This window comes from Miltoncostaea marina (assembly GCF_018141525.1).
Taxonomy (GTDB): domain Bacteria; phylum Actinomycetota; class Thermoleophilia; order Miltoncostaeales; family Miltoncostaeaceae; genus Miltoncostaea; species Miltoncostaea marina.
In genome coordinates, this window is record NZ_CP064655.1 from 3,102,959 (window position 1) to 3,128,323 (window position 25,365).

General features: G+C 76.1%; 22 protein-coding genes. 11 read left to right on the forward strand and 11 right to left on the reverse strand.

Going from position 1 to position 25,365, the window contains the following annotated elements:
• Window positions 1-79: 79 nt before the first annotated feature.
• The 3 genes from acnA to ITJ85_RS15715 all read left to right on the forward strand — a co-directional run bounded on the left by acnA (window position 80) and on the right by ITJ85_RS15715 (window position 5,899).
• On the forward strand, window positions 80-2,779 hold the full coding sequence (acnA, locus tag ITJ85_RS15705) for an aconitate hydratase AcnA (RefSeq protein WP_217914047.1): 2,700 nt from the start codon (window positions 80-82) through the stop codon (window positions 2,777-2,779).
• Between the two features lie 165 nt (window positions 2,780-2,944).
• Window positions 2,945-4,759 (forward strand): bifunctional diguanylate cyclase/phosphohydrolase, encoded by a 1,815-nt coding sequence (locus tag ITJ85_RS15710; protein WP_217914048.1) that lies wholly within the window; start codon window positions 2,945-2,947, stop codon window positions 4,757-4,759.
• A 66-nt stretch (window positions 4,760-4,825) separates the two neighbouring features.
• Window positions 4,826-5,899: a hypothetical protein gene (locus ITJ85_RS15715; protein ID WP_217914049.1), complete on the forward strand. Its 1,074-nt coding sequence runs from the start codon at window positions 4,826-4,828 to the stop codon at window positions 5,897-5,899.
• 16 nt (window positions 5,900-5,915) lie between these two features.
• Here ITJ85_RS15715 and ITJ85_RS15720 read toward each other — a convergent pair whose 3' ends face one another.
• The 6 genes from ITJ85_RS15720 to ITJ85_RS15745 all read right to left on the reverse strand — a co-directional run bounded on the left by ITJ85_RS15720 (window position 5,916) and on the right by ITJ85_RS15745 (window position 12,827).
• Window positions 5,916-6,143, reverse strand: coding sequence for a Sec-independent protein translocase subunit TatA/TatB (locus tag ITJ85_RS15720; protein ID WP_217914050.1), 228 nt, complete (start codon window positions 6,141-6,143; stop codon window positions 5,916-5,918).
• 72 nt (window positions 6,144-6,215) lie between these two features.
• Entirely contained in the window at window positions 6,216-7,556 is a 1,341-nt protein-coding gene (locus tag ITJ85_RS15725; protein WP_217914051.1) for an alkaline phosphatase PhoX, read from the reverse strand.
• Window positions 7,557-8,941: 1,385 nt separating this feature from the next.
• A complete protein-coding gene (gene pstB, locus ITJ85_RS15730; RefSeq protein WP_217914052.1) occupies window positions 8,942-9,823 on the reverse strand; it encodes a phosphate ABC transporter ATP-binding protein PstB in 882 nt (293 codons plus the stop codon).
• 14 nt (window positions 9,824-9,837) lie between these two features.
• The gene (locus ITJ85_RS15735; protein ID WP_217914053.1) at window positions 9,838-10,887 is read right to left on the reverse strand and encodes a PstA family ABC transporter permease; all 1,050 of its coding nucleotides are present in this window, start codon (window positions 10,885-10,887) and stop codon (window positions 9,838-9,840) included.
• Between the two features lie 13 nt (window positions 10,888-10,900).
• Complete coding sequence (gene pstC, locus ITJ85_RS15740) at window positions 10,901-11,842, reverse strand: phosphate ABC transporter permease subunit PstC (RefSeq protein WP_217914054.1); 942 nt, start codon at window positions 11,840-11,842, stop codon at window positions 10,901-10,903.
• A 7-nt stretch (window positions 11,843-11,849) separates the two neighbouring features.
• The gene (locus tag ITJ85_RS15745) at window positions 11,850-12,827 is read right to left on the reverse strand and encodes a PstS family phosphate ABC transporter substrate-binding protein (RefSeq protein ID WP_217914055.1); all 978 of its coding nucleotides are present in this window, start codon (window positions 12,825-12,827) and stop codon (window positions 11,850-11,852) included.
• 188 nt (window positions 12,828-13,015) lie between these two features.
• Between ITJ85_RS15745 and ITJ85_RS15750 the strand changes: the two genes are divergently transcribed.
• The 4 genes from ITJ85_RS15750 to ITJ85_RS15765 are packed head-to-tail and all read left to right on the forward strand — an operon-like array spanning window position 13,016 to window position 17,097.
• Window positions 13,016-14,149, forward strand: a complete 1,134-nt coding sequence (locus ITJ85_RS15750) for a sugar-transfer associated ATP-grasp domain-containing protein (protein WP_217914056.1) — start codon at window positions 13,016-13,018, stop codon at window positions 14,147-14,149.
• Window positions 14,146-15,291, forward strand: a complete 1,146-nt coding sequence (locus tag ITJ85_RS15755; protein WP_217914057.1) for a sugar-transfer associated ATP-grasp domain-containing protein — start codon at window positions 14,146-14,148, stop codon at window positions 15,289-15,291. Before ITJ85_RS15750 ends, ITJ85_RS15755 begins: the two co-directional genes overlap by 4 nt.
• A 4-nt stretch (window positions 15,292-15,295) precedes the next feature.
• A complete protein-coding gene (locus ITJ85_RS15760) occupies window positions 15,296-15,799 on the forward strand; it encodes a CoA-binding protein (RefSeq protein WP_217914058.1) in 504 nt (167 codons plus the stop codon).
• Window positions 15,796-17,097, forward strand: a complete 1,302-nt coding sequence (locus tag ITJ85_RS15765) for an O-acetylhomoserine aminocarboxypropyltransferase/cysteine synthase family protein (protein ID WP_217914059.1) — start codon at window positions 15,796-15,798, stop codon at window positions 17,095-17,097. Before ITJ85_RS15760 ends, ITJ85_RS15765 begins: the two co-directional genes overlap by 4 nt.
• Here ITJ85_RS15765 and ITJ85_RS15770 read toward each other — a convergent pair.
• Entirely contained in the window at window positions 17,094-18,356 is a 1,263-nt protein-coding gene (locus ITJ85_RS15770; RefSeq protein WP_217914060.1) for a hypothetical protein, read from the reverse strand. The genes ITJ85_RS15765 and ITJ85_RS15770 overlap by 4 nt on opposite strands.
• Window positions 18,353-19,090: a helix-turn-helix transcriptional regulator gene (locus tag ITJ85_RS15775; protein ID WP_217914061.1), complete on the reverse strand. Its 738-nt coding sequence runs from the start codon at window positions 19,088-19,090 to the stop codon at window positions 18,353-18,355. Before ITJ85_RS15775 ends, ITJ85_RS15770 begins: the two co-directional genes overlap by 4 nt.
• On the opposite strand from ITJ85_RS15775, the gene ITJ85_RS15780 reads away from it, so the two are divergent.
• From ITJ85_RS15780 to ITJ85_RS15795, 4 genes are all read left to right on the forward strand, one after another.
• Complete coding sequence (locus ITJ85_RS15780) at window positions 19,080-20,243, forward strand: multicopper oxidase domain-containing protein (RefSeq protein WP_217914062.1); 1,164 nt, start codon at window positions 19,080-19,082, stop codon at window positions 20,241-20,243. The two genes, ITJ85_RS15775 and ITJ85_RS15780, sit on opposite strands and share 11 nt — an antisense overlap.
• Window positions 20,244-20,343: 100 nt before the next feature.
• Window positions 20,344-21,798 (forward strand): AMP-binding protein, encoded by a 1,455-nt coding sequence (locus tag ITJ85_RS15785; protein ID WP_217914063.1) that lies wholly within the window; start codon window positions 20,344-20,346, stop codon window positions 21,796-21,798.
• Window positions 21,795-22,217, forward strand: coding sequence for a PaaI family thioesterase (locus tag ITJ85_RS15790; RefSeq protein ID WP_217914064.1), 423 nt, complete (start codon window positions 21,795-21,797; stop codon window positions 22,215-22,217). Before ITJ85_RS15785 ends, ITJ85_RS15790 begins: the two co-directional genes overlap by 4 nt.
• Window positions 22,214-22,975 (forward strand): SDR family NAD(P)-dependent oxidoreductase, encoded by a 762-nt coding sequence (locus ITJ85_RS15795; protein ID WP_217914065.1) that lies wholly within the window; start codon window positions 22,214-22,216, stop codon window positions 22,973-22,975. Before ITJ85_RS15790 ends, ITJ85_RS15795 begins: the two co-directional genes overlap by 4 nt.
• Here the strand turns inward: ITJ85_RS15795 and ITJ85_RS15800 are convergent.
• Genes ITJ85_RS15800 through ITJ85_RS15810 form a run of 3 tightly spaced genes read right to left on the reverse strand, consistent with a single transcriptional unit; the run spans window position 22,968 to window position 25,326 of the window.
• Window positions 22,968-23,756 (reverse strand): heparan-alpha-glucosaminide N-acetyltransferase domain-containing protein, encoded by a 789-nt coding sequence (locus ITJ85_RS15800; RefSeq protein ID WP_217914066.1) that lies wholly within the window; start codon window positions 23,754-23,756, stop codon window positions 22,968-22,970. The two genes, ITJ85_RS15795 and ITJ85_RS15800, sit on opposite strands and share 8 nt — an antisense overlap.
• Window positions 23,753-24,517 carry an inositol monophosphatase family protein gene (locus ITJ85_RS15805; protein WP_217914067.1) on the reverse strand — a complete coding sequence of 255 codons (765 nt, stop codon included), beginning with the start codon at window positions 24,515-24,517 and terminating at the stop codon, window positions 23,753-23,755. The genes ITJ85_RS15800 and ITJ85_RS15805 overlap by 4 nt, the downstream gene beginning before the upstream one ends.
• Complete coding sequence (locus ITJ85_RS15810) at window positions 24,514-25,326, reverse strand: alpha/beta fold hydrolase (protein ID WP_217914068.1); 813 nt, start codon at window positions 25,324-25,326, stop codon at window positions 24,514-24,516. Before ITJ85_RS15810 ends, ITJ85_RS15805 begins: the two co-directional genes overlap by 4 nt.
• Between the last annotated feature and the right edge of the window lie 39 nt (window positions 25,327-25,365).

Consider the following 25,365-nt stretch of genomic DNA (forward strand, 5'->3'; position numbering starts at 1 on the left):
CCGGGCGCGCGGCGCCCGGGCGGCGATCGCCCTGCGATAGGATCTCCTGCTGGACTGCCGACCGTCAGAGGAGATCGTCTTGAGCCCCACGCCGGACCCCTTTTCCGCCCGTGACACCCTCGAGGCGGGTGGGCGCTCCCACGTGATCTACCGGCTGGACGCGGTCCGCCGGGACCTGGCGCGCACGCCGTACACGATCAAGGTGCTCCTCGAGGCCGTGCTGCGCAACTGCGGGCGCGGGTTCGTGACCGACGAGGACGTGCGCGGGCTGGCGGGCTGGCGTCCAAACTCCGGCTCGACCGCGGAGGTGCCGTTCCTGCCCGCGCGCGTGGTGATGCAGGACTTCACCGGCGTGCCGTGCGTCGTCGACCTGGCCGCGATGCGCGACGCCATGAGCGCCCTGGGCGGCGAGCCGGGCCTGATCAACCCGCTCGTGCCGGCCGACCTGGTGATCGACCACTCCGTGCAGGTGGACCGCTTCGGCACCGACGGCGCCTTCGCCTTCAACGTCGAGCGCGAGTACGAGCGCAACCGCGAGCGCTACATGCTGCTGCGGTGGGCGCAGCAGGCGTTCCGCGACTTCCGCGCCGTGCCGCCCGGCACCGGCATCGTGCACCAGGTCAACCTCGAGTACCTGTCGCCGGTCGTCCAGACCCGCGAGGTCGACGGCGAGCTGCAGGCGTTCCCCGACACGCTCGTCGGCACCGACTCGCACACCACGATGATCAACGGCGTGGGCGTGCTCGGCTTCGGCGTGGGCGGCATCGAGGCGGAGGCCGTCCTGCTCGGCCAGCCGCTCTCGCAGCCGACCCCGACCGTGATCGGCTTCAAGCTCTCGGGCCGCATGGGCCCGGGCACGACCGCGACCGACCTCGTGCTGACGGTGACCGAGCTGCTGCGCACCCACGGCGTGGTCGGCAAGTTCGTGGAGTTCTTCGGCGCCGGCCTGTCGGGGCTGAGCCTGGCCGACCGGGCGACGATCTCCAACATGTCGCCGGAGTTCGGCGCCACCGCCACGATGTTCCCGATCGACGACGAGACGCTCCGCTACATGGAGGTCACCGGCCGCCCGGCCGAGACGATCGCGCTGACCGAGGCCTACGCGAAGGCCCAGGGCCTGTTCCGCACCGACGCCGACCCGGACCCCGAGTACGACGAGGTGCTCGAGCTCGACCTGTCGACGATCGTGCCGAGCCTGGCCGGCCCGCGCCGGCCGCAGGACCGGGTGACGCTCGACAACGTCGCCGACGAGTTCCGCACCCACTTCGCCGAGGGCCTCGAGTCGAACGGCGCCGGGCCGCACTACCGCCCGGTCGAGGTGCAGGTCGACGGCGACCGCTTCCCGCTGCAGACCGGCTCGGTGGCGATCGCGGCGATCACCTCCTGCACGAACACCTCGAACCCCTCCGTGATGGTGGGCGCCGGCCTGCTCGCCAAGAAGGCCGTCGAGAAGGGCCTCGAGACCCCGCCGTGGGTCAAGACCTCGCTGGCGCCGGGCTCGCGCGCCGTGACCGGCTACCTCGACCGCGCCGGCCTGACCGAGTACCTCGACAGGCTGCGCTTCGACCTCGTCGGCTACGGCTGCACCACCTGCATCGGCAACTCCGGCCCGCTGGCGGAGCCGATCGAGCAGGCGATCGAGGAGAACGGCCTCGTGGCCGCCGCGGTGCTCTCGGGCAACCGCAACTTCGAGGGCCGCATCCACCCGAACATCCGCGCGAGCTACCTGGCGTCGCCCCCGCTGGTCGTGGCCTACGCGCTCGCCGGCCGGGTCGACATCGACCTCACCTCCGAGCCGCTCGGCGAGGGCGCCGACGGCCCGGTCTACCTGCGCGACATCTGGCCGTCGCAGGACGAGATCGCCGAGGCGATCGGCGGGTCGGTCGACCGCGACCTCTTCACGGAGAGCTACCGGACGGTCTTCGAGGGCGACGAGCGCTGGCGCGCGCTGCCGGTGCCCGAGGGGCAGACCTACGCGTGGGACCCCGAGTCGACCTACGTGCAGCTGCCGCCCTTCTTCACCGACATCACCCCGGAGCCGCCGGGCGTCACCGACATCGTCGGGGCGCGCGCGCTGGCCGTGCTCGGCGACTCCATCACCACCGACCACATCTCGCCGGCCGGCTCCATCCCGGCGAGCTCGCCCGCCGGCCGCTACCTCGTGGAGCACGGCGTCGAGCCGCGCGACTTCAACTCGTTCGGCTCCCGCCGCGGCAACCACGAGGTGATGATGCGCGGCACCTTCGGCAACATCCGCCTGCGCAACGCGCTCGCCGGCGGCAAGGAGGGCAACTGGACCGAGCACCTGCCGACGGGTGAGATCACCTCGATCTACGAGGCGTCCATGAAGTACCAGGAGGCGGGCACGCCGCTCGTGGTGCTGGCGGGCGGCCTCTACGGCAACGGCTCCAGCCGCGACTGGGCGGCGAAGGGCACCCTGCTGCTCGGCGTCCGCGCCGTCGTCGCCAAGTCGTTCGAGCGCATCCACCGCGGCAACCTGGTGGGCATGGGCGTCATCCCGCTCCAGTTCCGCGAGGGCGAGGGCCACGAGGAGCTCGGCCTGACCGGCCGCGAGACCTTCTCGATCACCGGCCTCGCCGACCTCCAGCCGCGGCAGGAGGTCACGGTGGAGTTCACCCGCGAGGACGGCACCACCGGCTCCTTCCAGGCCCTCGCGCGCATCGACGGCCCGACGGAGCTCAACTACATCCGCAACGGCGGCATCCTGCCGACCGTGCTGCGGCGCCTCTACGCGGAGCACACCGCCTCCGCGAGCTGAGCCGCATCGGCAGGGGCGCCGGCCGGCGGGCCGGCGCCCCTGCCGATGTTCCACCGCCACGTCGGCGCTCACGGATCGCCGCGCGGTACCGACACAGACGCGGTGACGATGTTGCCGCGGCGACGCGCCCCCCGACCCGCCGACGCCCCCGCCGACCCCGGCTGGATGCGCGCGGCCCACACCGAGCGCCGGCTGCAGGCGGCGCAGTCCGCGCTGTTCGTGGTGCTGGCCGCGGTGGTCGTGGCGGTGGCCGTCTGGGCCGGCCGCGGGACCATGGAGGAGCTCCACCGCTACGGCGTCGAGCAGGCCCGCTTCGAGGGCGTGAGCGAGATCCGCATCACCCTCCAGGACGAGGAGACGGCGATGTGGATGCGCCGGGCCGGCGGCGAGGCGGGCACGCCGCTCGAGTCGACGCGCGACGTGCTGGCGGCGGCGGGGCGGGCCGCCGGCCTCGCACGCGAGGAGATCGCCTCGGAGCCGGGCGACTCGCCCGAGCGGCGCGCGGCCGAGGAGACCGTCCGGGCCCTCGACGACCTCGTGCGCTTCGTGGCCACCACCCCCGCATCGACCGTCGTCGGCTCGGCCGCCGACCGCCGCTACATCGCCGCGCTGGCGCCGATCCGCGGGCGCCTGGTCGACGCCGCCGACCGGTGGGCCGCCGCCGACGGCGCCGAGCTGCGCGCGGCCAACGCCGACCTGCGGGCGACGCTGCGCCGGCTGATGACCATCGCCACCGCCGTCGCGCTCGCCGGCGTGCTGGTGGCGGGGCTCGGGTGGCTGCTGATCGCCCGGGTGCGCCGGCGCGTGGTCGGGGCGCTGCAGCGAGCGACCGTCGACCTGCGGCGCCTCGCCGAGACCGACCCGCTGACGGGCCTCGCCAACCAGCGCACCGTGCACGACACGCTCCGGTCGGCCGTGCCCGAGGCGCGCGCGAGCGGCCGGCCGCTCAGCGCGGTCATGCTCGACCTGGACCACTTCAAGCGGATCAACGACACCCACGGCCACGCGGCCGGCGACGCCGTGCTGGTCGAGACGGCGCGCCGCCTGACGGCCTGCTCGCGCGCCGACGACCTCGTGGCGCGGATCGGCGGCGAGGAGTTCCTGATGCTGCTGCCCGGCACCGACGGGGCGGCCGCCCTGGCGATCGCCGAGCGCGTGCGGGCCGCCGTCGTCGCCACGCCGTTCGGCGCGGCGACCGGGCACCTGACGGTCTCGCTGGGGGTCGCGACGCTCGGCCCGGGCCTCGACGCCGACGCCCTGCTGGGCCACGCCGACACCGCGCTCTACTGGGCGAAGGCCCACGGCCGCAACGCGGCCTACCGCTACGGCGAGGACGGCATGCGGGGGCTCGCGCCGGTCGACGAGGCGCTGCGCCGCGACCGCGCGGAGGGGCTCGTGGCGCTGCGCGCCCTCGCCCGCGCCATCGACGCCCGCGACGCCGCCACCCAGCGCCACTCGGTGCGCGTGGCCGACATGGCGGTGGCCCTCGCCGCCGAGCTCGGGTGGAGCCCCGCCCAGCGGGCCCGGCTGCGCGAGGCCGGGCTCGTGCACGACGTGGGCAAGATCGGCATCCCCGACGCCATCCTGCTGAAGCCCGGCCGGCTGGACGACGCCGAGTGGAAGGTGATGCAGGGCCACGCCGCGCTCAGCGCGCGGATCGTGGCCGAGGCGCTCGACGGGGATCAGGTCGCCTGGGTCGCCCACCACCACGAGCGGTGGGCCGGCGGCGGCTACCCCGACAACCGCTTCGGCGAGGACATCCCCGAGGGGGCGCGGATCCTCGCGCTGGCCGACGCCTGGGACGCGATGACCACGATGCGCGACTACGCCTATCCGCTGGACCGGATGAATGCCCTGGCGGAGTGCCGCCGCTGCTCGGGCACGCACTTCTGGCCGGCGGCCGTGCGCGCCCTGGAGGCGCTCCACGAGGCCGGGCGGCTCGCGCCGCAGGAGCCGCGGGAGCAGCCCGCACTGGCGTGACGGCGGGGGGCGCCCCACCCGGACGGGTGGTGGCGCCGGCGCGGCGAGGCCGTACCCTGCCGCGCCATGACCCCCTCCGCGCCCCGCCTGCTCGCCGCCGCCGGCGCCCTCTGCGCGGCGGCCGCCGCCCTCGCCGCGACGGCCCCGCCGGCCGGCGCCGTGCCCGCCGGGACCGGCGTGCGCGGCACGCTGACGGCCTCGTGGGGCGGCATCGCCGGCGAGCCGATCACCGCCTGGTCGGGCGAGCTGACGATGACGTTCGACCCCTCCGCGGCCGCCCGGGCCGACACCCTCGCCGCCGTCGCGCGCCCGGAGCTGGGCGAGGCCGTGCGGCGCCCGTTCGCGCCGCAGGTGCAGGCGGCACGCGTCACCCGGCTGCGCAGCGACAGCGCGACGACGGTCATCTGCACGGGCACGGACGCCGAGGGCGAGGCCATCGAATGGCGGGCCACCGCGACCTCGTCGGTCGCGTCGATCGCCGACGGCCGCGTGGCGTGGGAGCTCGTGGCGCCGCGCTTCGACCTGCTCAGGGGCCGCGGCGACGTCTGGCTCGAGCCCCACGGCACGTCCGACCCGCAGGGGTGGTACGTCAACGACCGGTTCACCCTGCCCGGCCGCTACGCCGCGTCGGACGCCTGGCCCTGCCCGGGCGACGGCGCGCCGGCCGCGCGGCTGCCGCGCATCATCGCTCTGAACGGCGGCGGCGCGGTGCCCCGCGCCGTCTCGTACCGGTTCAGCGAACCCGAGGTCAAGCCCCTGCGCAGGACGCCCCGCGGGTGGCGGATCGTGATGGGGACCTCTCGGCGGGAGGCGTTCGCCGAGTCGCCGTTCGGGCCGCAGGACCGCCAGTCGATCGACGTGCGCATCGCGTCCGACCTCTACCTGACCGGCAGCCCGGCGGCCCTCGGGGCGCGGTGCCAGGCGCCGGTCGAGGAGGTGCGGCGGGCCCGCACGTCGGCCGCGGCGCTGCGGCTGGCCCGGCGGGCCGGCATGACCCGGGTGCGGTTCGCCGGCACCCGCCGCACCCTGCCCCGGGGCTGGCGCCCCCACTTCCGGCTGACCGGGCCGATCGACAGCATGAGCCACTACCGCTGCGGGACGGGCGCCTTCCGCATCACCCGGTACGCCCCCCGCGCCTGAGCGGGCCGCGCGCCGTTCATCCGCCCGCGACACCATCGGGCCCGTGCGCGTCCGGTGGGACCCCGGCCATCGGCCCGGCGGGCTCCGTGTCCCGGGGTACGGCTGTGTCGCCGGTGAGGCCGCTCCGGAAGTCGCGGATCCCCGAGCCGAGGCCGCGGCCGAGCTCGGGCAGCCTCCGGGGCCCGACGATCAGCAGGACGATCGCCAGCACGATGACGATCTGGACGGGCGAGGTGTCAAGCATGGATCGTCTCCGAGGGGGGTCGGGGAACAGGGCGTGGCCCACCCGCCGACGACAGCCGGCGGGTCGGTGCGCTCAACCGCGGCGCACGCGCGCCCAGGGGCCGGTGATCGCGTAGGTGCGGGCGAGCACCTTCTGGCCCTCGCCGTCGCGGTTGCCCTGCTGGTTCACGAACAGCACCGAGCCCGAGGGATCGAAGCAGGCGCCGCAGAACTCGGACTCCGGGGCGTCGATCGCGCGCGCGAAGTCGGAGATCTCCCCGCTCGTCGTGAGCAGCCGCAGGTACATCGGCGGGTCCGCGTCCTCGCAGAGGAGCAGGTCGCCGGTCGGCGTGACCACGAGGTTGTCCGGGTTCTTGAGTTCGTGGGGGCCCGGCGACTCGTAGATCAGCGTCAGCGTGCCCGCCGCGGGATCGAGCTCCCACACCTGCCCGAGGTCGACGGGGCCGCCGGAGGTGCAGCAGAAGTAGAAGCGGCCGCCCGCGACCCAGCAGCCCTCCTGCCGGTCGAAGATGGCCGCGCCCTTGCCGGCGGCCTCGAGCCGAAGCGTGTCCGCGGCGGGCTCGGGCTCGTCGATCCGGACCCACCGGACCGCCATCGGACGCCCCACGGAGAGCCCGGACGAGGTGTCGAGGCCCGGCCGCCCGTCGACGGCCAGCGCCTCGAGGACTCCCGTCGATCGGGCGAGGTCGCCGGCGCGCCGCGGCCGCGTGGACGGGACGTAGCGGTACAGGCACGCGTTGGGGCCGCGGTCCTCGGTCTGGTAGAGCGCGCCGCCGAGCCAGCCCACCGCCTCGTGCACGAACCGCCCGGCGCCGCGGATCGGCTCGGCCTTCACGGGCCCGTCGGCCGACGCGTCGATCTCGAAGTTGTAGCCGTGCCGGACGCCGGTCGCGCCGGCGTCGACCACCTCCTCGGAGGTGATCCAGCTGCCCCACGGCGTGCGCCCGCCGGCGCAGTTGGTCGACGTGCCGCCCTGGATCGCGAAGCTCCGGGCGATCCGGCCGCCGCGCGTGACCACGACCTTGGTGCAGCCGGCGTTGTAGGTCGGGTCGGCGTCGTAGCGCAGGTCGTCGGGCACGACGACGGGCGACTCCCCGGGGCGGCGGCGGTTCTCGTGGTTGCGGATGAGGACCGTCGTGCTCGTCGGCCCGCGGAACGCCGCCATGCCGTCGAAGATGCCGGGCGTCGGCGATCCGTCGCTCATCAGGTCGCCCTCGCGGGAGATGACGCGGTGGTGAAAGCCCCGGGGCAGGGCGAGCTCGCCCTGTTCGATCAGCGGCCCGTAGCCCTCGCCGTCGACGGGGGCGCCGACGGCGGCGCGCGCCCGGAACGCCGTGAGCGGCCCCGCGACCGCGAACCCCGCCGCCGCCGCCGCGCTGCGCTTGAGGAATGTCGATCGGTCGATCGTCGTCACCCGCCGCTCCCCTCGTCCGTGGGCCGGCCCGCGCCGGCCCGTTCGCGACGCAGAGGCTCACCGGCGGGCCCGAGCGGCGGAAGGGCCTCGCCGCGGCCTTCACCGACCTGTCACGCGCGCGGGACGGACCGGGAGTCGGGATCGAGAGCGGGTTCGGCGGCGGTTCGGCGGCGGTCGGGTTTCATGGAGTTGTCACAGCGGGCGACCGGGACACGGCGGCGGGCGCGGACCGGCACGCCGACCGCATGGCGCGAGAGCGCGACACCCCTCGCGCCGGCCGCCCTCGCCCCGGCGACGCGGCGGTGGTTCGGCGCTGCTCGTCGGGCTCAGCGAGGCGTCGCTGGTCGCCCGCCGCAGCGCCACCTCGTCGGCGCGCCCGGGCGCGCGGCACCCCTCGCCGGGCGGCACGTACGTGCACGGGCGCGAGCGCCTCGGCCCGTTCCGGGGCCACCCGGCGGACGGGGCCGCGTGGTCGCACGACCGCCTCCTGCGCCGCGATCGCGCTGGCCGTGAGCGCCGACGCCTGGCCGAAGCACCCGCGGGCCGTCGCGCCGGGGGCCGTGGTCGCCTCGACGCTCCTCGCCTCGACCGGGGTGGAGCGGTCCGCCCGGGCGACCGCCGTGATCGTCGCCGCCGTCCCGGCCGCGGTGGCCGCAGTGGCCGTCGCCCGGCGTGGGACCGGGCGGACACCGCGCGCGCCGGCGTGTGCGGTGGCGCGGACGGCGGCGGCCTGCTCCGGGTCGGCGGCGTGCCCCAGGCCGCCGGCCTGCTGTTCGTGGCGTCTCGCCGGCTCCGCCCGCACCCGGGCCGCTCGGCGAGAGGTGCGCGAGCGGGCGCGGACGGATCCCGCGGGCCGTCACCACCGCCCTCGAGAGCACCCTGCCCGTCAACGCCGCCCTGGCAGTGACCGCCCTCGGCGCCCTCGGCGCCCGGCTGCGGCTCCTCCTCGGGGTGTCGCGGACCGTGCTCGGCCATGGCGCGACGGCCACCCGCCCCCGGACCCTCGTCGTCGTGCACCCGAGCGCCCGGGGCCGCACCGCCTGGCGCTCGTCGGCGGCACGGCCGTCGTCGTCGTGGTCGCGGCCGGGCGACGCGCGACGCGCGATCGGCCGCTGGCCCGTCACCGTCCTCGCCGACTCGGCGATCGCCACCGCCGGCGCGTGGGGCCTGCCGCGCGCGGAGGGCCGCCCTCCACGGCTCGTGCCCCTCGCCGGGTTCACCGGCTGCGTCCCGCTCGCGTTCGCCCTCCCCCTCCGTCATCGGCCGGGGCGGGCGCGGCCGTGCTCCTCGCCGTCGTCACGTACACCGTACGGCGGTCCAGCGCGGCACCGCGCGGACGGACTCTCAGGGCCGTGCCGGCGGCGAAGCGCTCGTCGTGCCGCCGTTCACCCGAAGCGCCCGGTGATGTAGTCCTGCGTTCGCTGGTCGCGTGGGGCGGAGAAGATCTGCTCCGTGTCGCCGTGCTCCACCAGCACGCCGTACCGCTGGTTGTCCTCCATGCCGGCGACCGTGAAGAAGCCGGTCGTGTGCGAGACGCGCGCCGCCTGCTGCATGTTGTGGGTCACGATCACGATGGTGTAGCGGGAGACGAGGTCGTGCATCAGGTCCTCGATCGCCAGCGTGGAGATGGGGTCCAGCGCCGAGCAGGGCTCGTCCATGAGGATGACCTCGGGCTCGACCGCGATCGCGCGCGCGATGCAGAGGCGCTGCTGCTGGCCGCCCGAGAGCGCGAACGCGTCCTGGTCGAGCTTGTCCTTCACCTCGTCCCAGAGGGCGGCGCGGCGCAGGACCTCCTCGATGCGGTCGTCGGTGACCTTCATCCCGTTGACCTTCATCCCGAAGCCGAGGTTGTCGCGGATGGACTTCGGGAACGGGTTGGGCTTCTGGAAGACCATGCCGATGCGCCGGCGCACGTCGACGGGGTCGACGTCGGAGGCGTAGAGGTCCTCACCGTGGAACAGGATCTCGCCGTCGACGCGGGTGCCCGGGATGAGGTCGTTCATCCGGTTGAGGCAGCGCAGGAACGTCGACTTCCCGCAACCGGACGGCCCGATCAGCGCCGTGATCTGGTTGCGCATGATGCGCAGGTCGATCCCCTTGAGCGCGGCGAAGTCGCCGTAGTGGAAGTCGAGGCCGCGCGCCTCGAACACGACCTCGTGCGCGCCGGGCGGCCGGGGAGGCGCCGCGGGCTCGGGCGTGATGGCCACCCTCCCGTTGCCGGCCACGGTGGCCGCCGCGCCGGAGGACGTGGTCGGGTCGTCGTGCATACGGAAGGCGCTCCTTACCAGCGTCGGCTGAACTTGTTGCGGAGGACGATCGCGACGAGGTTCATCACGATCAGCGTACCGAGCAGGACGATGATCCCGGCGGCGGCCAGATCCTGGAACTCCTGCCGCGGCTCGCCGGCCCAGAAGAAGATCTGCAGCGGCATCGCCAGCAGCGGGGTGTCGTCGGCGTGGAGAGGGTTGAGGCTCGGCACCTGGGTGGCGAAGACGACGCCGCCCACCACGATGAGCGGGGCCGACTCGCCGATCGCGCGCGACAGCGCGAGGATCGTGCCCGTCAGCATGCCCGGCAGGGCGGCCGGGAAGACCTGCCGCGAGACGGCCTGCCAGCGCGTCGCGCCGAGCGCCATCGCGCCCTGCTCGATCGAGACGGGCACCGCCTTCACGGCCTCGCGGCTCGCGATGATGATGATCGGCAGGACGAGGAGCGCGAGGGTGAGCGCACCGGCCAGCATGTTCTTCTGCAGGCCCACGATCGACACGAACAGGGCCAGGCCGAGCAGGCCGTAGATGATCGACGGCACGGCCGCCAGGTTGGAGATGTTGACATCGACCGCCCGGTTGACCGGAGGGCCCAGGCGGGCCCAGGCGAACGACATCCGGGTGCGCGCGACCGCCAGCGCCAGCCGGGGGAGGCCGGCGTCGGCGGCGCGCAGCTCGGCGAGCCGCCGCTCGCGCGCCCGAGCCGAGGTCAGGAGCTGGTCGCGGCTCAGGTTGGCGAACTTCTCGAGGTAGAGCGCCGCGGCGAAGCCGATGGGCACGGCCGCGGCGAAGGTGATCACCATCATCACGAAGGTGACCCGGATCGATGAGTTGAACCCCGCCCGCTCCGGGTTGGTGGAGGTGCGGTTCGTCAGGAAGTCCCAGTCGAGCACCGGCAGGCCCTGGACCAGGATCGAGACGAGCAGCCAGACGAGCGCGCCCATCGAGATGAGCACCGCGGTGAGCACGCCGCCGAAGAACAGCGCATCGGCCGGGCGGATGCGCTTCTTGGCGAGCGGGCGCGGGGCGGCGAGGCCGCGCCCGGAGGGGGTGTCGATGGCCATGCGGGAGCGCCCCCTACTGGTAGACGGTGCGGAAGCGGCGCACGATGCGCACCGCGACCAGGTTGATGAGCAGGGTCACCACGAAGAGCAGGATGCCGACGGCGAAGATGGAGGTGTAGGTGAGGCTGCCGCGGGTCGCCTCGCCCTGGGACACCTGGACGATGTAGGCGGTGATCGTCTGCATCGGCGCCGTGGGGTCACCCGACAGGTTGGGCTGCGCCCCGGCGGCGAGGGTCACGGCCATCGTCTCGCCCACCGCCCGCGAGAGCCCGAGGACGACGCCGGCCGCGATGCCCGACAGGGCCGCGGGGAACACGATGCGGGTCGCCACGTGGCGCCGGGTCGCGCCGACGCCGTACGCGCCCTCGCGCATCGACCGCGGCACCGCGCGCATCGCGTCCTCCGCCAGCGAGCTGATCAGGGGCGTGATGAGGATGCCGACCACGATGCCGGCCGCCAGCGCGCTGAACAGCTGCGTCTCGTCCAGCACCCCGATCGCCTTCAGCGCGGGGACGAGCGACTCGAGGGCGAAGAAGCCGAGCACGATCGTCGGCATGCCGGCCAGCAGCTCCAGCACCGGCTTGACCGTGCGGCGGACGCGCTCGGGCGCGTACTCGGACAGGTAGACGGCCGAGCCGAGGCCCAGGGGGATGGCGACGAGGGCCGCGATGCCGGCGATGTACAGCGAGGCGACGAGCAGCGGCAGGACGCCGAAGGAGTCGTTGACCGGCTGCCAGACCGTCCCGGTGAGGAACTCCCACACGGAGACGTCACCCTCGGTGAAGAACGGCAGGCCCTCGTCGAGCAGCGTGACGACGATGCCCACCGTGACCAGCACGGAGATCGTCGCCGCCGCCGCCAGGAGCAGGATCGCGACCTGCTCCAGCGGGCGGCGGCGGCGACGCCGCAGCGGCGCCGGCCCCTCGGCCGGCGGGGTGGTCCCGGCGCGCGCCACGTCCGTCCTACTGCTCCGCCGGCAGCTTGGCCAGCGCCTCGTCCAGCGAGTCCTGCGGTGCCGGCACGTACTGGGCGTCCTCGGCGAGCTGGACGGCGTTCTCGAGGTAGTAGCGGACGTACCCGGCCACCTCGGGCCGCTCGAGCGAGGCATCCTTCACGTAGATGAAGAGCGGCCGCGAGAGCGGGTAGTCGCCGGAGGTGATCGTCTCGGCCGACGGCGCCACGCCGTCCACCGACAGCGCCTTCAGCGTGTCCTGGTTCTCCTCGAAGTACGAGAACCCGAAGTAGCCCATGCCCGCCTCGGCGCTCTGGACGGCGCGCACGATCACGTTGTCGTCCTCCGAGGCCGTGTAGTCCTGCCGCGGGGTGATCGTCTCGCCGCTCGCGTCCTCGCCGAGGACCTCCTCGTTGAAGAAGTCGTACGTGCCCGACTGCGAGCCGGGGCCGGCGAGGGTGAGCGGCGCGCTGGTGAACGAGCCGCCCGGGATGTCGGCCCAGTTCTTGACCTTCGAGTCGGGCATCCAGACCGCCTTCAGCTGGTCCATCGTGATGTCGTCGGAGCCGACGTCCGCGCCGGCGCCGGTGACGACCGTGATGCCGTCGGAGGCGACGCGCAGCTCCTGGTAGGTGACGCCGGCCTGCTCGCAGGCCGCCGCCTCGTCCTCCTTGATGGCGCGCGAGGCGTCCGAGATGTCGGTCTCGCCCGCGCAGAAGCGCTCGAAGCCGCCGCCGGTGCCGGACGTGCCGACCGTGATGTTGACGCCGGAGTGCTCGCCGGCGAAGGCCTCGGCGGCCGCCGAGGAGAGCGGCGCGACGGTCGAGGAGCCGTCGATCAGGATGTCCCCGGAGAGCGAGGCGGCGCCTCCGCCGCCGGTGGTGTCCGCCGAGCCGTCGTCGTCGTCGCCGCATGCGACGAGGCCGAGCGAGCCCACGGCGAGCGCCGCGGCTGCGGCGACCGTGGCCAAGCGACGTGCACGAGCCATGTGGTGGTGCTCCTTCCGACGTGTGCGGGGCCGCCCGGATCGGCGCCCCGTGGAAACCGCGGCGACGGTATCCCCAGGGTCGCGCAGCACAGGTGACGACGGTGTGACGCTGTCGTGAACGACCTGTGAACCGGCCCCCGGGCGCTGCGAATAGACTCACGCGCGGCCACCACGACCCGAGGCGAGCGATGATCGACGAGGCCCGTCGGCAGTCACTGCGCGTCGCGCGCGGCCTCGCGCGCCGCGGGCGCGACGGCGCCGCGCGGGCGCGCCGCAGCGCGTGGATCGCCGGCGCGGTCCTGCGCGACGGCGGCCCGGGGGCGGCCCTGCCGCTCGCCCGCCGCGCGGCCCACCTGCTGGGGCCTCGCCGGTTCGGGCTGGAGGAGGCCTACACCCTCGGGCTGCTCGACCCGCGCGCGGCGGACGACCTCGTCGACGCCTCGGTCAGCAAGCGGGAGCTGATCGCGCTGCAGGCCCGCCTCAACCCGAACGAGTTCTGGTACCTGACCGAGGACAAGGCGGTCTTCTCCCGCCTCGCCGAGGCGGTCGGCGTGCGGGTTCCGGCGCTGCTGGCGATCCTCTGCGACACCGGTCCCGGCTGGTCGGCGACGGGCGAGCCGCTCGCCCGCGCCGGCGACTGGGAGCGCCTGTTCGCCGAGGGCCTGCCCGACACGTTCGTGGTCAAGCCGGCCCGCGGCTACCACGGCCTGGGCGTGCGGGTGGTCGAGCGGCGCGACGGGCTGCTGCACCAGCTCGGCGGCGAGGCGGTCACGCCCGCGCAGCTCGCGCGCGAGCTCGTCGCCGATCGCCAGTTCCACATCCACGTGGTGCAGGAGCGGATCACCAACGCGCCCGGGGTGCCCGGCGCGCGCAGCGCCGTCCAGACGGCCCGCATCGCGACGCTCGTGGAGCGCGACGGGTCCGTCCGGCCGCTCAACGCGTTCTTCAGGTCGGCGCTCGAGGGCAACGTCATCGACAACTTCCGCCACGGGGCGACCGGGAACCTGGTCGCGCCGCTCGATCCCGCGTCGGGCACGGTCCTGGGCCTCACCGCGGTCGGCGACGACGGCGTCCTGCGCGAGGTGGAGCCGCCGCCCGGGACGAACGCGCCGGCGCCGGGCACGCGGATGCCGATGTGGGACGAGTGCCTGGAGCTCGTGCGCTTCGCGGCGCCGCGCTTCCTGCCCATGCGCACGCTCGGCTGGGACGTGGCCGTGACCCCCGACGGGCCGACGATCGTGGAGGCGAACATGTGGTGGGACCCGGTCGGCTCCGTGCACGGGGTGCGCGCCGCGCTCGACGCCCTGAGGGCTGCGGCGTGAGCGCGCTCGCGGCGGCCGCCCGGCTGCGGGGAAGGATCGCCCACGCGGCCGGCTGGCGCCTGCGCGAGGCGCGCTCGTGGGCCGGCCGGACCGCCGAGATCGCCCGCGCGACGCGCGCCGAGCACCCCGGGCGCGACGCCGCGCTGGCCCGGCGGGCGGTCGACCTGCTGGCACGGCGGGGCTTCACGCTGGACGAGGCGTACACGCTGGGGCTGTTCGACCCCTCGCTCGGGCAGGCGGAGCTCGACGACCGGGTCCCCAAACGGCGGATGGTCCGCGAGCAGGCCGCGCTCAACCCCAACGAGCTCTGGTACCTGACCGAGGACAAGGCGATCTTCTACCGCTACGCCGAGGCGGTCGGCGTGCGGGTGCCCGTCCTCCACGCCATCCTCTGCGAGTCCGGGCCGGCGTGGACGCGCACCGGCGCCGTGCTGACCGGCCCGTCCGACTGGGCCCGGCACCTCGAGACCGCCGTCCCGGACGAGTTCGTGGTCAAGCCGGCGCGCGGCTACTACGGGCTCGGCGTGCGGCTGGTGTCCCGCCGCGACGGGGCCCTCCACGTGGTGGGCGCCGGCCCGACGAGCGCCGACGCGCTGTGCCGCGAGCTCGCGGAGGACCGCCAGTTCCACATCCACCTCGTGCAGGAGCGCCTGCGCGACCACCCCGAGATGCCGGGGGGCGGGCGCGCCCTGCAGACGCTGCGGGTGATCACGCTGATGGACCGGCTCAACGAGCCGCGCGTGATCAACTCGCAGTGGCGGCTCGCCGTGGGCGGCGGGGTCATCGACAACTTCCACGGCGGCACGACCGGCAACGTGCTGTCGATCGTGCAGGACCTCCGGGACGGCACCCTCGGCCCCGTGATCCGCGCCGGTGAGCGGCGGCGCTTCGAGCTGGTGCCGGCCGGCAGCATCCCGGGCACCCCGGCCCCCGGGGCGCGGGTGCCGCTGTGGGACGAGGTGGTCGACCTCGTGCACACGGCCGCCCGGCGGTTCCTGCCGATGCGCTGCATCGGCTGGGACGTGGCGGTCACGCCCGACGGCCCGGTCATCGTCGAGGCCAACATCTGGTGGGACCCGCCCTCGCCGCAGCGCGGCACCGGCGAGCTCGTGCGGCTGATGCGCGAGTCCCTGGGGGACTGAGCCGGTGGCCCGCTTCGCCGGCATGGCCGACGGCGCGCCCTCCGACGAGGTGCGGCGCATCCTCGAGCGCCACCGGCGCATCGCGATGGTGGGCCTGTCGCCGCGCGAGGACCGCCCCAGCCACCGCGTGATGGTGCACATGCGGGCCCAGGGCTACGCGATCACGCCGGTCAACCCGACCTGCGACGCGGTGGACGGGCTGCCCTGCGCGGCGAGCCTCGACGAGGCGGCCGAGCGCGGGCCGCTCGGCATCGTCAACGTGTTCCGGCGCGCCGTGGACATCCCGCCCGTCGTGGACGACGCGATCCGGCTGGGCGCCGAGGTCGTCTGGCTGCAGCTCGGGCTGCGCGAGGAGGGGTCGGCCGCCCGGGCCGCCGCGGCCGGCCTGCAGGTGGTGCAGGACCGCTGCATCAAGATCGAGCACTGCCGCTTCTTCGGCGGCCTGGACGTGGTCGGGCTCTCGACCGGCGTCATCGGCTCGCGGCGCATGGCGGCGTTCCGGCCGTGAGCGGCCGGGCCGACGAGCGCCGCGCCTTCGGCTTCGACACGCGCGCCCTGCACGCCGGCCAGCGCGTCGACCCCGTGACCGGCTCGCGCGCCGTGCCGATCCACCAGACCGCGGCCTACGTGTTCGAGGACGCCGACCACGCGGCCGACCTGTTCGACCTCAACCGCTTCGGCAACATCTACACGCGCCTCATGAACCCGACGACCGCGGTGTTCGAGGAGCGCATGGCGAGCCTCGAGGGCGGCGTGGGCGCGCTCGCCACGGCCAGCGGCCTGGCCGCCCAGATGGTCGCGATCGTGACCCTGCTGCGCAGCGGCGACCACATCGTGGCCTCGCGCCACCTCTACGGCGGCAGCCACAACCAGCTCGCGATCACGCTGGCACGGTTCGGCATCACCACGACGTTCGTCGACCCGGCCGACCTCGGCGCCTGGCGCGCGGCCGTCACGCCCGCCACCCGGTTGCTCTACGGCGAGACGATCGGCAACCCCCGCCTCGACGTGCTCGACATCGCGGCGGTGGCCGGGGTCGCCGACGAGCACGGCCTGCCGCTGCTGATCGACAACACGTTCGCCACGCCCTATCTGTGCCGGCCGCTCGAGCACGGCGCGCACCTGGTGTGCCACTCGGCCACGAAGTGGATCTGCGGGCACGGCACGAGCATCGGGGGCGTGCTCGTGGACGGCGGCGTCTACCCCTGGGCCGAGGGACGCTTCCCCGAGATGGTGGAGCCGAGCGCGGGCTACCGGGGGCTGCGCTACGCCGAGACCTTCGCCGACTTCGCGTTCATCATGCGGGCTCGGGTCGAGACGATGCGCGACCTGGGCCCGGTGATGTCGCCGTTCACCGCCTTCCTGATGCTGCAGGGGCTCGAGACCCTGTCGCTGCGCATGGACCGCCACGTGGAGAGCGCGCTCGCCCTGGCGCGGATCCTGCGCGACCACCCCGGCGTCGACTGGGTCGCCTACCCGGGCCTCGACGACAGCCCCGAGGCGGCCCGGGTGGCCCGCTACCTGCCGCGCGGCGCGGGCGGCGTGCTGACCTTCGGCGTGAAGGGCGGCCGCGAGGCCGGCAGGCGGCTGATCGAGGCCTGCGAGCTGTGCTCCCACCTGGCCAACGTCGGCGACGCCAAGACGCTCATCATCCACCCCGCGTCCACGACCCACCGCCGCCTCGACGAGGCGGGCCTCGCCGCCGCAGGCGTCACCGACGACATGGTGCGGGTCGCGGTGGGCCTGGAGACGCTCGACGACATCGCGTGGGACCTCGACCGCGCGATCCGCGCGGCCGCCGCCTAGCGGACGGTCGCCCGCAGGGGCACGCGCTCGCGGCCGGCGCCCGCCCAGGGGCGGACGGCGGCGACGGCGATCGCCGCCACGACGCCGGCGGCCGCGACGAGCAGCGCGAGCGCCCCGGCGCGCGCCAGGCCGGCGGAGCCGGCGAGCGTGCCCGAGGCCAGCAGGGCCACGCCGATCGCGAAGGCCGCACCCTCTGCGCGGGCGAGCGGGGCGGGCGCCAGGTGGGCGACCGGGGGCGGCGTCCCGCCGCCGCGGCGCAGGCCGCCGAAGCGCGCCACCCAGCACATCGTCGGCACCATCACCAGGATGTGCCCCGCCGTCACGCCCGCCGCGAAGCCGACGAGAGCGAGCAGGAGCGCGGCCGGGGCGGCGCGCCACGCCGGCAGGGCCAGCACGAGGACCGCCGCGGCGACGAGCGCGGCGAGGCCCGCCGCCAGGTGCTGCACCGCGGGCGGCGGGCGCCGCCGGCCGCGGCGCGCGGCGCCCGCCACGTGGACCACGAACGCGCCGATCGCGGCCACGATCAGGGCGGCCCCCGCCAGGGCGGGCGGGCGGGCGCCGGCGACGAGGCCCGCCACCAGCAGCGCGACGCCCGCGTGCCAGCCGGCGATGGCCGCGCGGGCCGCGCGCACCCCGCGCACCGGCGCGATGAGCATCATCGGCGCCATCCGGGTCGCCATCGCCACGATCAGGCCGCCCGCCCAGCCGAGCGTCGCCATGACGGCGTGCGCCCCGATCAGGCGCGCCCGGTCGACGTCCCAGACGTCCCAGCGCCGGTCGGCCACCATCACGAGGCCCAGGAGGAGCACGCCGGCGAGCCAGAGCGCCGAGGCCACCAGGCCCGCCAGCGGCTCCGGCCACGACCCGCGGCGGCCGCGCCAGAGGCCGGCGACCGCCACGAGCAGCCCGCCGACGCCCGCCGTCAGCAGCAGGCCGCCCAGCGCCTCGAGCGCGCCCGCCCCGAGCCCCAGGCCGCTCGCCAGCGCCACGGCGCCGAGCCAGATCAGGAGCCCGGGCCACCGCCCGCCCCACGGCGGGCGCGACGACATGTTGGGCGCCAGGTGGAGCAGGGCCCCCGCGATGGTGACGGTGAGGAAGCCGAGGCCCACAAGGTGGCTCGCCGCCAGCAGCCGCGGCGTGTACCAGCGGCCGTCGGCGAGCTCGCCCGCCGCCGCCGCCAGCACCGCGCAGCCGGCGAGCCACGCGAGCGCCGCGAGCGCCATGAGCCCCGCGGAGCGATGGCCCAGCAGCAGCCTCACCGGGGCTCCAGCCCGGTGACCAGCACCCGGCACCCGGCCGTGACCGGGTGCTTGGGCTCGAAGATCGACAGCTCGGCGTCGTAGTCGACCCGCTCGAGGGCCCCGCGCACCAGGCCGCGGTGCAGGGCGCAGATCAGGTGCCCGCCCGGGGCCAGCACGGCGTCCTTGAACGGGCAGGCGCGCAGGCGCACGTCCCGCTCACCCGCCCGCCGGCCGGCGGCCGAGGTCACCTCCTCGGGCGCGAAGCCGAGGCCCGCGAAGGCGGCGGTCAGGTCGTCGACGTCCGCGTCGTCGCCGACCAGGCGCCGGCCCTGCTCCCAGCCGAACGCCTCGACGCCGTCCTCGTCCGTGCCGGCCCGGCGCACCAGCTCCAGCAGCAGGCGCACGAGCTCGCGGTGACCGACCGCGGCGACGCCGTGCGGCGCGGCGAGCGCGTAGCGGGCGCTGGGCCGCCCGCGGCGGCCGGTCGGCGGCGACGGCGCCTTCACCACCACCCCGGCGCGCTGCAGCACCTCGAGGTGCTGGCGGACGGCGTTGGGGTGCAGCTCCACCCGCTCCGCGAGCTCGGACACGGTCAGCCCGCCGGTCGCCGCGCCGAGCGCCTCGGTGATGCGCCGGCGCGAGGGGTGCGCCACCGCGCGGGCCTCCTCCGGCGAGAGCCCGGGACGTTCGTCCGGGTTGCCGGTGTCATCCGGCGTTTTATTCCGTTGGTGACTGGTCGAAATGTTCGGCATAGGGTTTATTACATTACATCACAGAGAAATCCGGCCGAGCGGCCCCGCCGCCATCGGAGAGGAAGCGCAGATGTTCGATCCGGGCACGCCCCACCCCACCCGTCGCAGCCGCGGTCGCGTCGCCGTCATGCTGATCGCCGCGTTGGGGCTCTCCGCCACCGGCCTGAGCGCCGCCATCTCGGCCGGCGGATCCGACGCGGCCGCCCCGGTCGCGGCGGCCGCCCCGGCCGCGGCCGAGGGGCACGGCGGCCACCCCGGGACCGTCGCCGCGGCGGCCGAGGTGCCGGCCGCCCCGAAGAACACGATGAGCGCGGACGCGCCGGCCTACCGCGCGGCGAAGGTGCACGAGATCGACTGGGACATGACCGAGAAGCTCGTCGAGATCGCACCCGGCAAGGTCGTCAAGGTGTGGACGTTCGACGACTCGGTGCCCGGGCCGGTCGTGCGCGTGCGCGTCGGCGACACCGTCAAGGTGACGATCCGCAACAGGACCAAGCTCCCCCACTCGGTCGACTTCCACGCCGCCCGGATCGCGCCCGACAAGGCGTTCCGCGACGTCGCCCCCGGCGACAGCTTCACCTTCAGCTTCGAGGCCACCACGCCCGGCGTCTTCATGTACCACTGCGGCACCGCGCCGGTCGTGCACCACATCGCCAACGGCATGTACGGGATGATCATCGTCGAGCCCGAGGGCGGCCTGCCCGCCGTCGATCGCGAGCTCGCCCTCGTGCAGTCCGACTTCTACGTCTCCGACACCCCCGGCAACCCGGCCGACAACGAGAAGCTCATGAGCGGCATCCCGGACGTGGTCGCCTTCAACGGCTACGCCGGCCAGTACAAGGACGACCCGATCGTCGTGAAGAAGGGCGAGCGCATCCGCGTCTTCCTCCTCGCCGCCGGGCCCAACACCTGGTCCGCCTTCCACGTGGTCGGCACGATCTTCGACAAGGCCTGGATCGACGGGGTCCACGACGAGAACCTCTCGATCGGCAACCAGACCCTCAACCTCTCGGCCTCGCAGGGCGCCATCGCGGAGTTCAGGCTCGACCAGGAGGGCACCTACCCCTTCGTGACCCACGACTTCACCAACGCGACGAAGGGCGCGGTCGGCCTCCTCAGGACCGAGAACGCCACGGGCACCATGACCCACTGACGGGGACGTGACACCCACCCGCACCGACGGGGCGCCCAGCGGGCGCCCCGTCACCGTCCCGGCCGGGAGGCGGGCCCCGCGGCGGGCCAACCTCTCGGCCGTGCTGCTGGACGACAACCCGGCCCTCCTCAGCGACGGGCCGGCGCTGCGCTGGGCGGGCGGCGCCTGGAGCTACGGGCGCCTGGCGGGGGCGAGCGGGCGGGCGGCCGGCTGGCTGCGCGGGCGCGGCGTCGGCCGCGGCGACGTGGTGATGATCGCGCTGCACGACGGCCCCGGATGGGTGGCGCTGTTCCTCGGCGCGGTGCGGGCGGGCGCGGTGTGCGCGCTCGCCAGCCCGCTGCTCGAAGCGGAGGCCGTCGCGGGGCTGGCCGCCCGCCTGCGGCCCGCGCTCGTGGTGAGCGACCGGCCGCTGCCCGGCGCGGGCGCGCCGGTCGCGGACGACGACGAGCTCGCTGCGGCCCTCGAGGGCGCGTCGACCGACCCGGGGCCGGCCGACGTGCGGCGCGAGGACCCCTGCTACATGCTCTCGACCTCCGGCACCACGGGGCCGCCGAAGTGGGCGGAGCACCGCCACGGGGACATCCCCGCCTGCCTGGCGACGTACGGCCGCCGCGTGCTGCGCCTGCGCCCGGACGACGTCACCTGGTCGATGGCCGGGCTGTCCTCCTCGTACGGGCTCGGCAACTCGCTCTACTTCCCGCTCGGCGCGGGCGCGAGCGCCCGCCTGGAGCCGGGGCCGCGCACGCCCGCCGCCGCGGAGCGCGCCTGCCGCGAGGGCGTCACGGCGCTGTTCGGGGTGCCCACCGGCTGGAGCCGCCTGGCGCGCCACGCCGCCGACGGCCGGGTGGACCCGGCGGCCTTCGCCGGCGTGCGGCTCGCCGTGTCGGCCGGCGAGCCGCTGCCCGAGGCGGTCTGGCGCGAGGTGAGCGAGCATCTCGGGCTGCGGATCGCCGACGCCCTCGGGTGCTCGGAGGCCACGAACCTCTACCTGGCCGAGCGCCCCGGGTCGGCGCGGCCCGGGTCGGTCGGCACGCCGGTGCCGGGCTACGCGGTGCGGCTCGCCGGCGACGGCGAGCTGCTGGTGCGCGGGCCGACCGTCATGACGGGCTACCGCGGCGACGCCGCGGCCACGGCCCGGGCGCTGCGCGGCGGCTGGCTGCACACCGGCGACATCGTGCGGCGCCGGCCGGACGGCCGCTACGCGTTCGTCGCGCGCGCCGGCGACCGCTTCAAGGCCGGCGCGCTGTGGGTCGAGCCCGCGCGCGTGGCGGCCGCGCTGCGCGCCGACCCGGCGGTGGCGGACGCCGCCGTGGTGGGCGTGCCCGACGCGCACGGCATCGTGCGGGTGGGCGCCGTCGTGGCGGCGCCGGGCGCGCCGCCCGGGCTGCGGGACGCCCTGCACGCGCGCTGCGCGGCGGCGCTCGCCCCGCACGAGCGGCCCCGCGCGCTGGTCGTCGCGGACGAGCTGCCGCAGACCGGATCGGGCAAGGTCGACCGGGCGGCGGTCGCCCGGCTGGTGGCCGGCGCGGGCGCCGGCGGAGAGGGGGGCTCGTGAGCGACGCGGATCGCGGGGCGGCGCTGCTGCGCCGCTGGAACGAATGCGGCTGGTACCGCACCGTGGGCATGCGGGTGACCCGCGCCGACGAGGCCGGCAGCGAGATGGCGCTCGAGGTGACGCCGGCCCTGCTGCAGGCGTACGGCACCGCCCACGGCGGCGCCGTGGCCGGGCTCATCGACGCGGCCATGGGGCTCGCCATCCTGGGCCGCCTGCCCGGGGGCGAGGGCTGCGCGACGGTCGAGATGAAGCTCAACTTCACCGCGCCCGCGCCGCCGGGCACGCTGCGCGCGCGGGGCCGCGTGCTGCACGAGGGGCGGCGGACCGTCGTGGCCGCCGCCGAGGCCGAGGACGCGGAGGGACGGATGGTGGCGTGCGGGCAGGGGACCTTCCAGCGCTTCGCGGAGCCGGCGCCATGAGCGCCGACCCCGCCCGCATGGACGGCCGGGTCGCCGTGGTCACCGGCGGCGCCGGCGGCATCGGTGCCGCGATCGCCGCCGCGCTCGTCGAGCGCGGCGCCCTCGTGGTCGCCACCGACCTCGACCCCGCGGTCGCCGACGTGCCGGGCCCGCTCGCCGGGCGGCTGGAGGGCGTGGCGCACGACGTGACCGACCTCGCCGCCACCCGGGCGGTGGTGGAGGGGGTCCTCGCCCGGCACGGCCGCCTCGACCTGTGGGTCAACAACGCCGGCTGGGACCGGCCGGCGCCCTTCGCCGAGACCGGCCCCGAGCTGTGGGACCGCATCGTGGCGATCAACTACACCGGCGTCCTCAACGGCTGCCTCGCCGCGCTCGACGCCCTGCGGGCCGCCCCGGACGGGGGCGCGATCGTCTCGATCGCCTCCGACACGGCGCGCGTGGGCGGCTGGGGCGAGGCCGTCTACGCGGGGGCCAAGGCGGCGGTGGTGGCCTTCTCCAAGTCGCTCGCCCGCGAGGTGGCCCGCGACGGCGTGCGCGTCAACTGCGTCTCGCCCGCGGTCACCCGGACGGCGTTCGAGGAGCGCCTGCGCGCCGACCCGGTCGGCGCCCGCATCGTGGAGGGCGCGGTGCGCGCCACGCCCATGCGCCGCGCCGCCCGGCCGGAGGAGGTGGCGCAGGCGGTGGCCTTCCTCGGCTCGCCGGCGGCCGGCTTCATCACGGGCCAGGTGCTGTCGGTCAACGGCGGCGTCGTCATGTGAAGCGATCCCAGCTCACCTCGACGCCGGCGAGGGCGAGCGCCCCCGCCACCAGCGGGATGAGCAGCGGCTGGTGCACCAGGTAGATCGGCAGCGCGTGCCGCCCGGGCGCGCCGAGCGCCCGGGCGCCGCGCGGCTCGCGCAGCCGCGCGCCCCAGGGCCCGCGCCGGCCGCCCGGGTAGAGCGCCAGGCCCGCGGCCAGCCCCAGCAGCAGCGGCGCCAGCCACGGCAGCAGCGGGTACCAGTCGACGCCCTCGCCCCCGCCGGTCGGCACGCCGACCACCATCAGGCCGGGCACGTCCGACGGCCCGGCGTCGCGCACCAGCAGGCCCGCGGCGAGCACCGCCGCGGCCAGCGCGGCGTTGCCCCCCGGGCCGAGCGGCACCAGCAGCGGGGCGATCACCATCCCGGCCGCGATGCAGTGGAGGATGCCGAACCGCACGTAGTCGTCGCCCAGCGCCACCCGGGTCGCGGCGCTCACCAGCAGCGCGGCCGCGGCCACCTCGCCGGCGCGGCGCAGGCGGCGCCGGTAGACCGCGCGCGCGCCGAGGCCGCGCGCCCGGGCCCGGCCGCTCGCCACGGCCACGCTCACGCCCACCACGGCGAGGAACGACGAGCCGGTGGCGACCTGCAGCGCCCGCCACCCGCCCGAGAAGGGGTCGATGTCCACGCCGGGCCCGAGCAGGTCCACGTCGTAGGCCGCGTGGTAGGCGACCATCATGAGGATCGCCACGGTGCGGGCGAGGTCGACCTCCCAGAGCCGCGCCGCGGCCGGGGCGCTCACCCCCCGGTGCCCTCGACCAGGTCGCGCAGGGGCCCGATCAGCGACGGCCCGGCCGCGACGAGCCCCGCGGGCCCGAGGCGCTCCACGGCGCCGCCGGCCTCGCGCACGAGCAGGTCGCCCGCCGCCCAGTCCCAGGGGTTGAGACCCCACTCGTAGTAGCCGTCCACGCGCCCCGCCGCCAGCCAGGCCAGGTCGAGCGCGGCCGAGCCGAAGCGGCGCACGTCGCGCACGGCGGGCAGCACCCGGGTCAGCACCCGCGCCTGGCGGGCGCGCTCCTCGGCGCGGTAGTCGAAGCCGGTCGCGACCAGGGCCTCGCCGAGCGGCGCGCCGTCGCGCACCCGCAGGGGCGCGTCGCCCAGAGAGGCGCCACCGCCCCGCACGGCGTGGAACGTCTCGCCGCGCGAGGGGTCGTGCACGACGCCCGCCAGCGCCCCCTCCGCGTCGCGCACCGCCACGCTGACCGACCACTGGGGGATCGCCCAGAGGTAGTTGATGGTGCCGTCGAGCGGGTCGACCACCCACTCGAGGCCCGACCGCCCCGCGCCCCCGCCGCCCTCCTCGGCGAGGATCGCGTCGTCGGGCCGCGCCTCGCGGATGACGCCGAGCACGAGCGCCTCCGCGTCGCGGTCGGTGTCGCTGACGAGGTCGGTGCGGCTGGACTTCGACGCGAGGCCGCTCACCGGCCCGCCGGCGCGCTCCAGCAGCAGGTCGCCGGCGGCGCGGGCGGCGCGCAGGGCGACGTCGAGCAGCGCGCCGGTCATCGCAGGTGCTCCACGACGGCCGGCAGCACCTCGCCGGGGCGCTCGATGTGCGGGAAGTGCCCGGCGCCCGGCACCCGCAGCAGGCGCCCGCGGGGGAACGCGGCCGCCAGGCGCGCGGCGCCATCGGCGCGCGTGACACGGTCGCGGTCGCCGGCCACCACGAGCGCGGGCGCGGCGATCCCCGCGGCGAGGGGCCGCACGTCGAGCCGGATCCCGCTCGCGGCCCAGTCGGCCATGGCCCGCACGTCGGCCCGGGCCAGGCGCGCGGCGGCTTCCTCGAGCAGCGCGGCCGCGGCCGGGTCGCGCGCGAGCGCGGCCGGGTCGCCCAGCGCGCCCGCGAAGGCGGCGCGCCGGCGCGCGGGGTCGCGCCGCATGGCGCGGATGGCCAGCCGGGCGAGTGGACGGCCCACGAGCGGCAGCGCCAGCAGGTCGGCGACGCCGCGCGGCGGCATGCGCCGGCGGTGCGGCTCGACCCACGGCGCCAACAGCACCAGGCGGCGCACGAGCGCGGGGCGCGCCCGGGCGGCGAGCATCGCCACCTGCGCGCCCAGCGAGTGCGCCACGAGCGCGAGCGGCCCCAGCCGGTCGGCCAGGGCCTCGACCGCGCGCGCGAGCGCGGCGGGCGCCGCGCGGCCGCGCGCCGGCCGCGGGCTGGCGCCGCTGCCGGGGAGGTCGGCCGTCACGGCGCGCATGCCGGCGGCGGCGATGGCGCCGGGCAGCGGCCCCCACCCCTCCTTGAAGCCGTTCAGCCCGTGCAGGAGCAGCACCGGGGGGCCCTCGCCCCGCTCCGTGATCGCCACCTCGCCCATGCCGGGGACGATACGGGCTCGCGTGGGGTACCCTGGGTG

Excerpts from the sequence above, each read along its gene's own strand:
- ITJ85_RS15775 (WP_217914061.1), bottom strand. The coding sequence starts at position 19,090 with ATGCCGAACATTTCGACCAGTCACCAACGGAATAAAACGCCGGATGAC.
- ITJ85_RS15745 (WP_217914055.1), bottom strand. The coding sequence starts at position 12,827 with ATGGCTCGTGCACGTCGCTTGGCCACGGTCGCCGCAGCCGCGGCGCTC.
- ITJ85_RS15715 (WP_217914049.1), top strand. The coding sequence starts at position 4,826 with ATGACCCCCTCCGCGCCCCGCCTGCTCGCCGCCGCCGGCGCCCTCTGC.
- pstB (WP_217914052.1), bottom strand. The coding sequence starts at position 9,823 with ATGCACGACGACCCGACCACGTCCTCCGGCGCGGCGGCCACCGTGGCC.
- ITJ85_RS15780 (WP_217914062.1), top strand. The coding sequence starts at position 19,080 with ATGTTCGGCATAGGGTTTATTACATTACATCACAGAGAAATCCGGCCG.
- ITJ85_RS15735 (WP_217914053.1), bottom strand. The coding sequence starts at position 10,887 with ATGGCCATCGACACCCCCTCCGGGCGCGGCCTCGCCGCCCCGCGCCCG.
- ITJ85_RS15710 (WP_217914048.1), top strand. The coding sequence starts at position 2,945 with ATGCGCGCGGCCCACACCGAGCGCCGGCTGCAGGCGGCGCAGTCCGCG.
- ITJ85_RS15750 (WP_217914056.1), top strand. The coding sequence starts at position 13,016 with ATGATCGACGAGGCCCGTCGGCAGTCACTGCGCGTCGCGCGCGGCCTC.
- ITJ85_RS15720 (WP_217914050.1), bottom strand. The coding sequence starts at position 6,143 with ATGCTTGACACCTCGCCCGTCCAGATCGTCATCGTGCTGGCGATCGTC.
- ITJ85_RS15805 (WP_217914067.1), bottom strand. The coding sequence starts at position 24,517 with ATGACCGGCGCGCTGCTCGACGTCGCCCTGCGCGCCGCCCGCGCCGCC.
- ITJ85_RS15795 (WP_217914065.1), top strand. The coding sequence starts at position 22,214 with ATGAGCGCCGACCCCGCCCGCATGGACGGCCGGGTCGCCGTGGTCACC.
- ITJ85_RS15810 (WP_217914068.1), bottom strand. The coding sequence starts at position 25,326 with ATGGGCGAGGTGGCGATCACGGAGCGGGGCGAGGGCCCCCCGGTGCTG.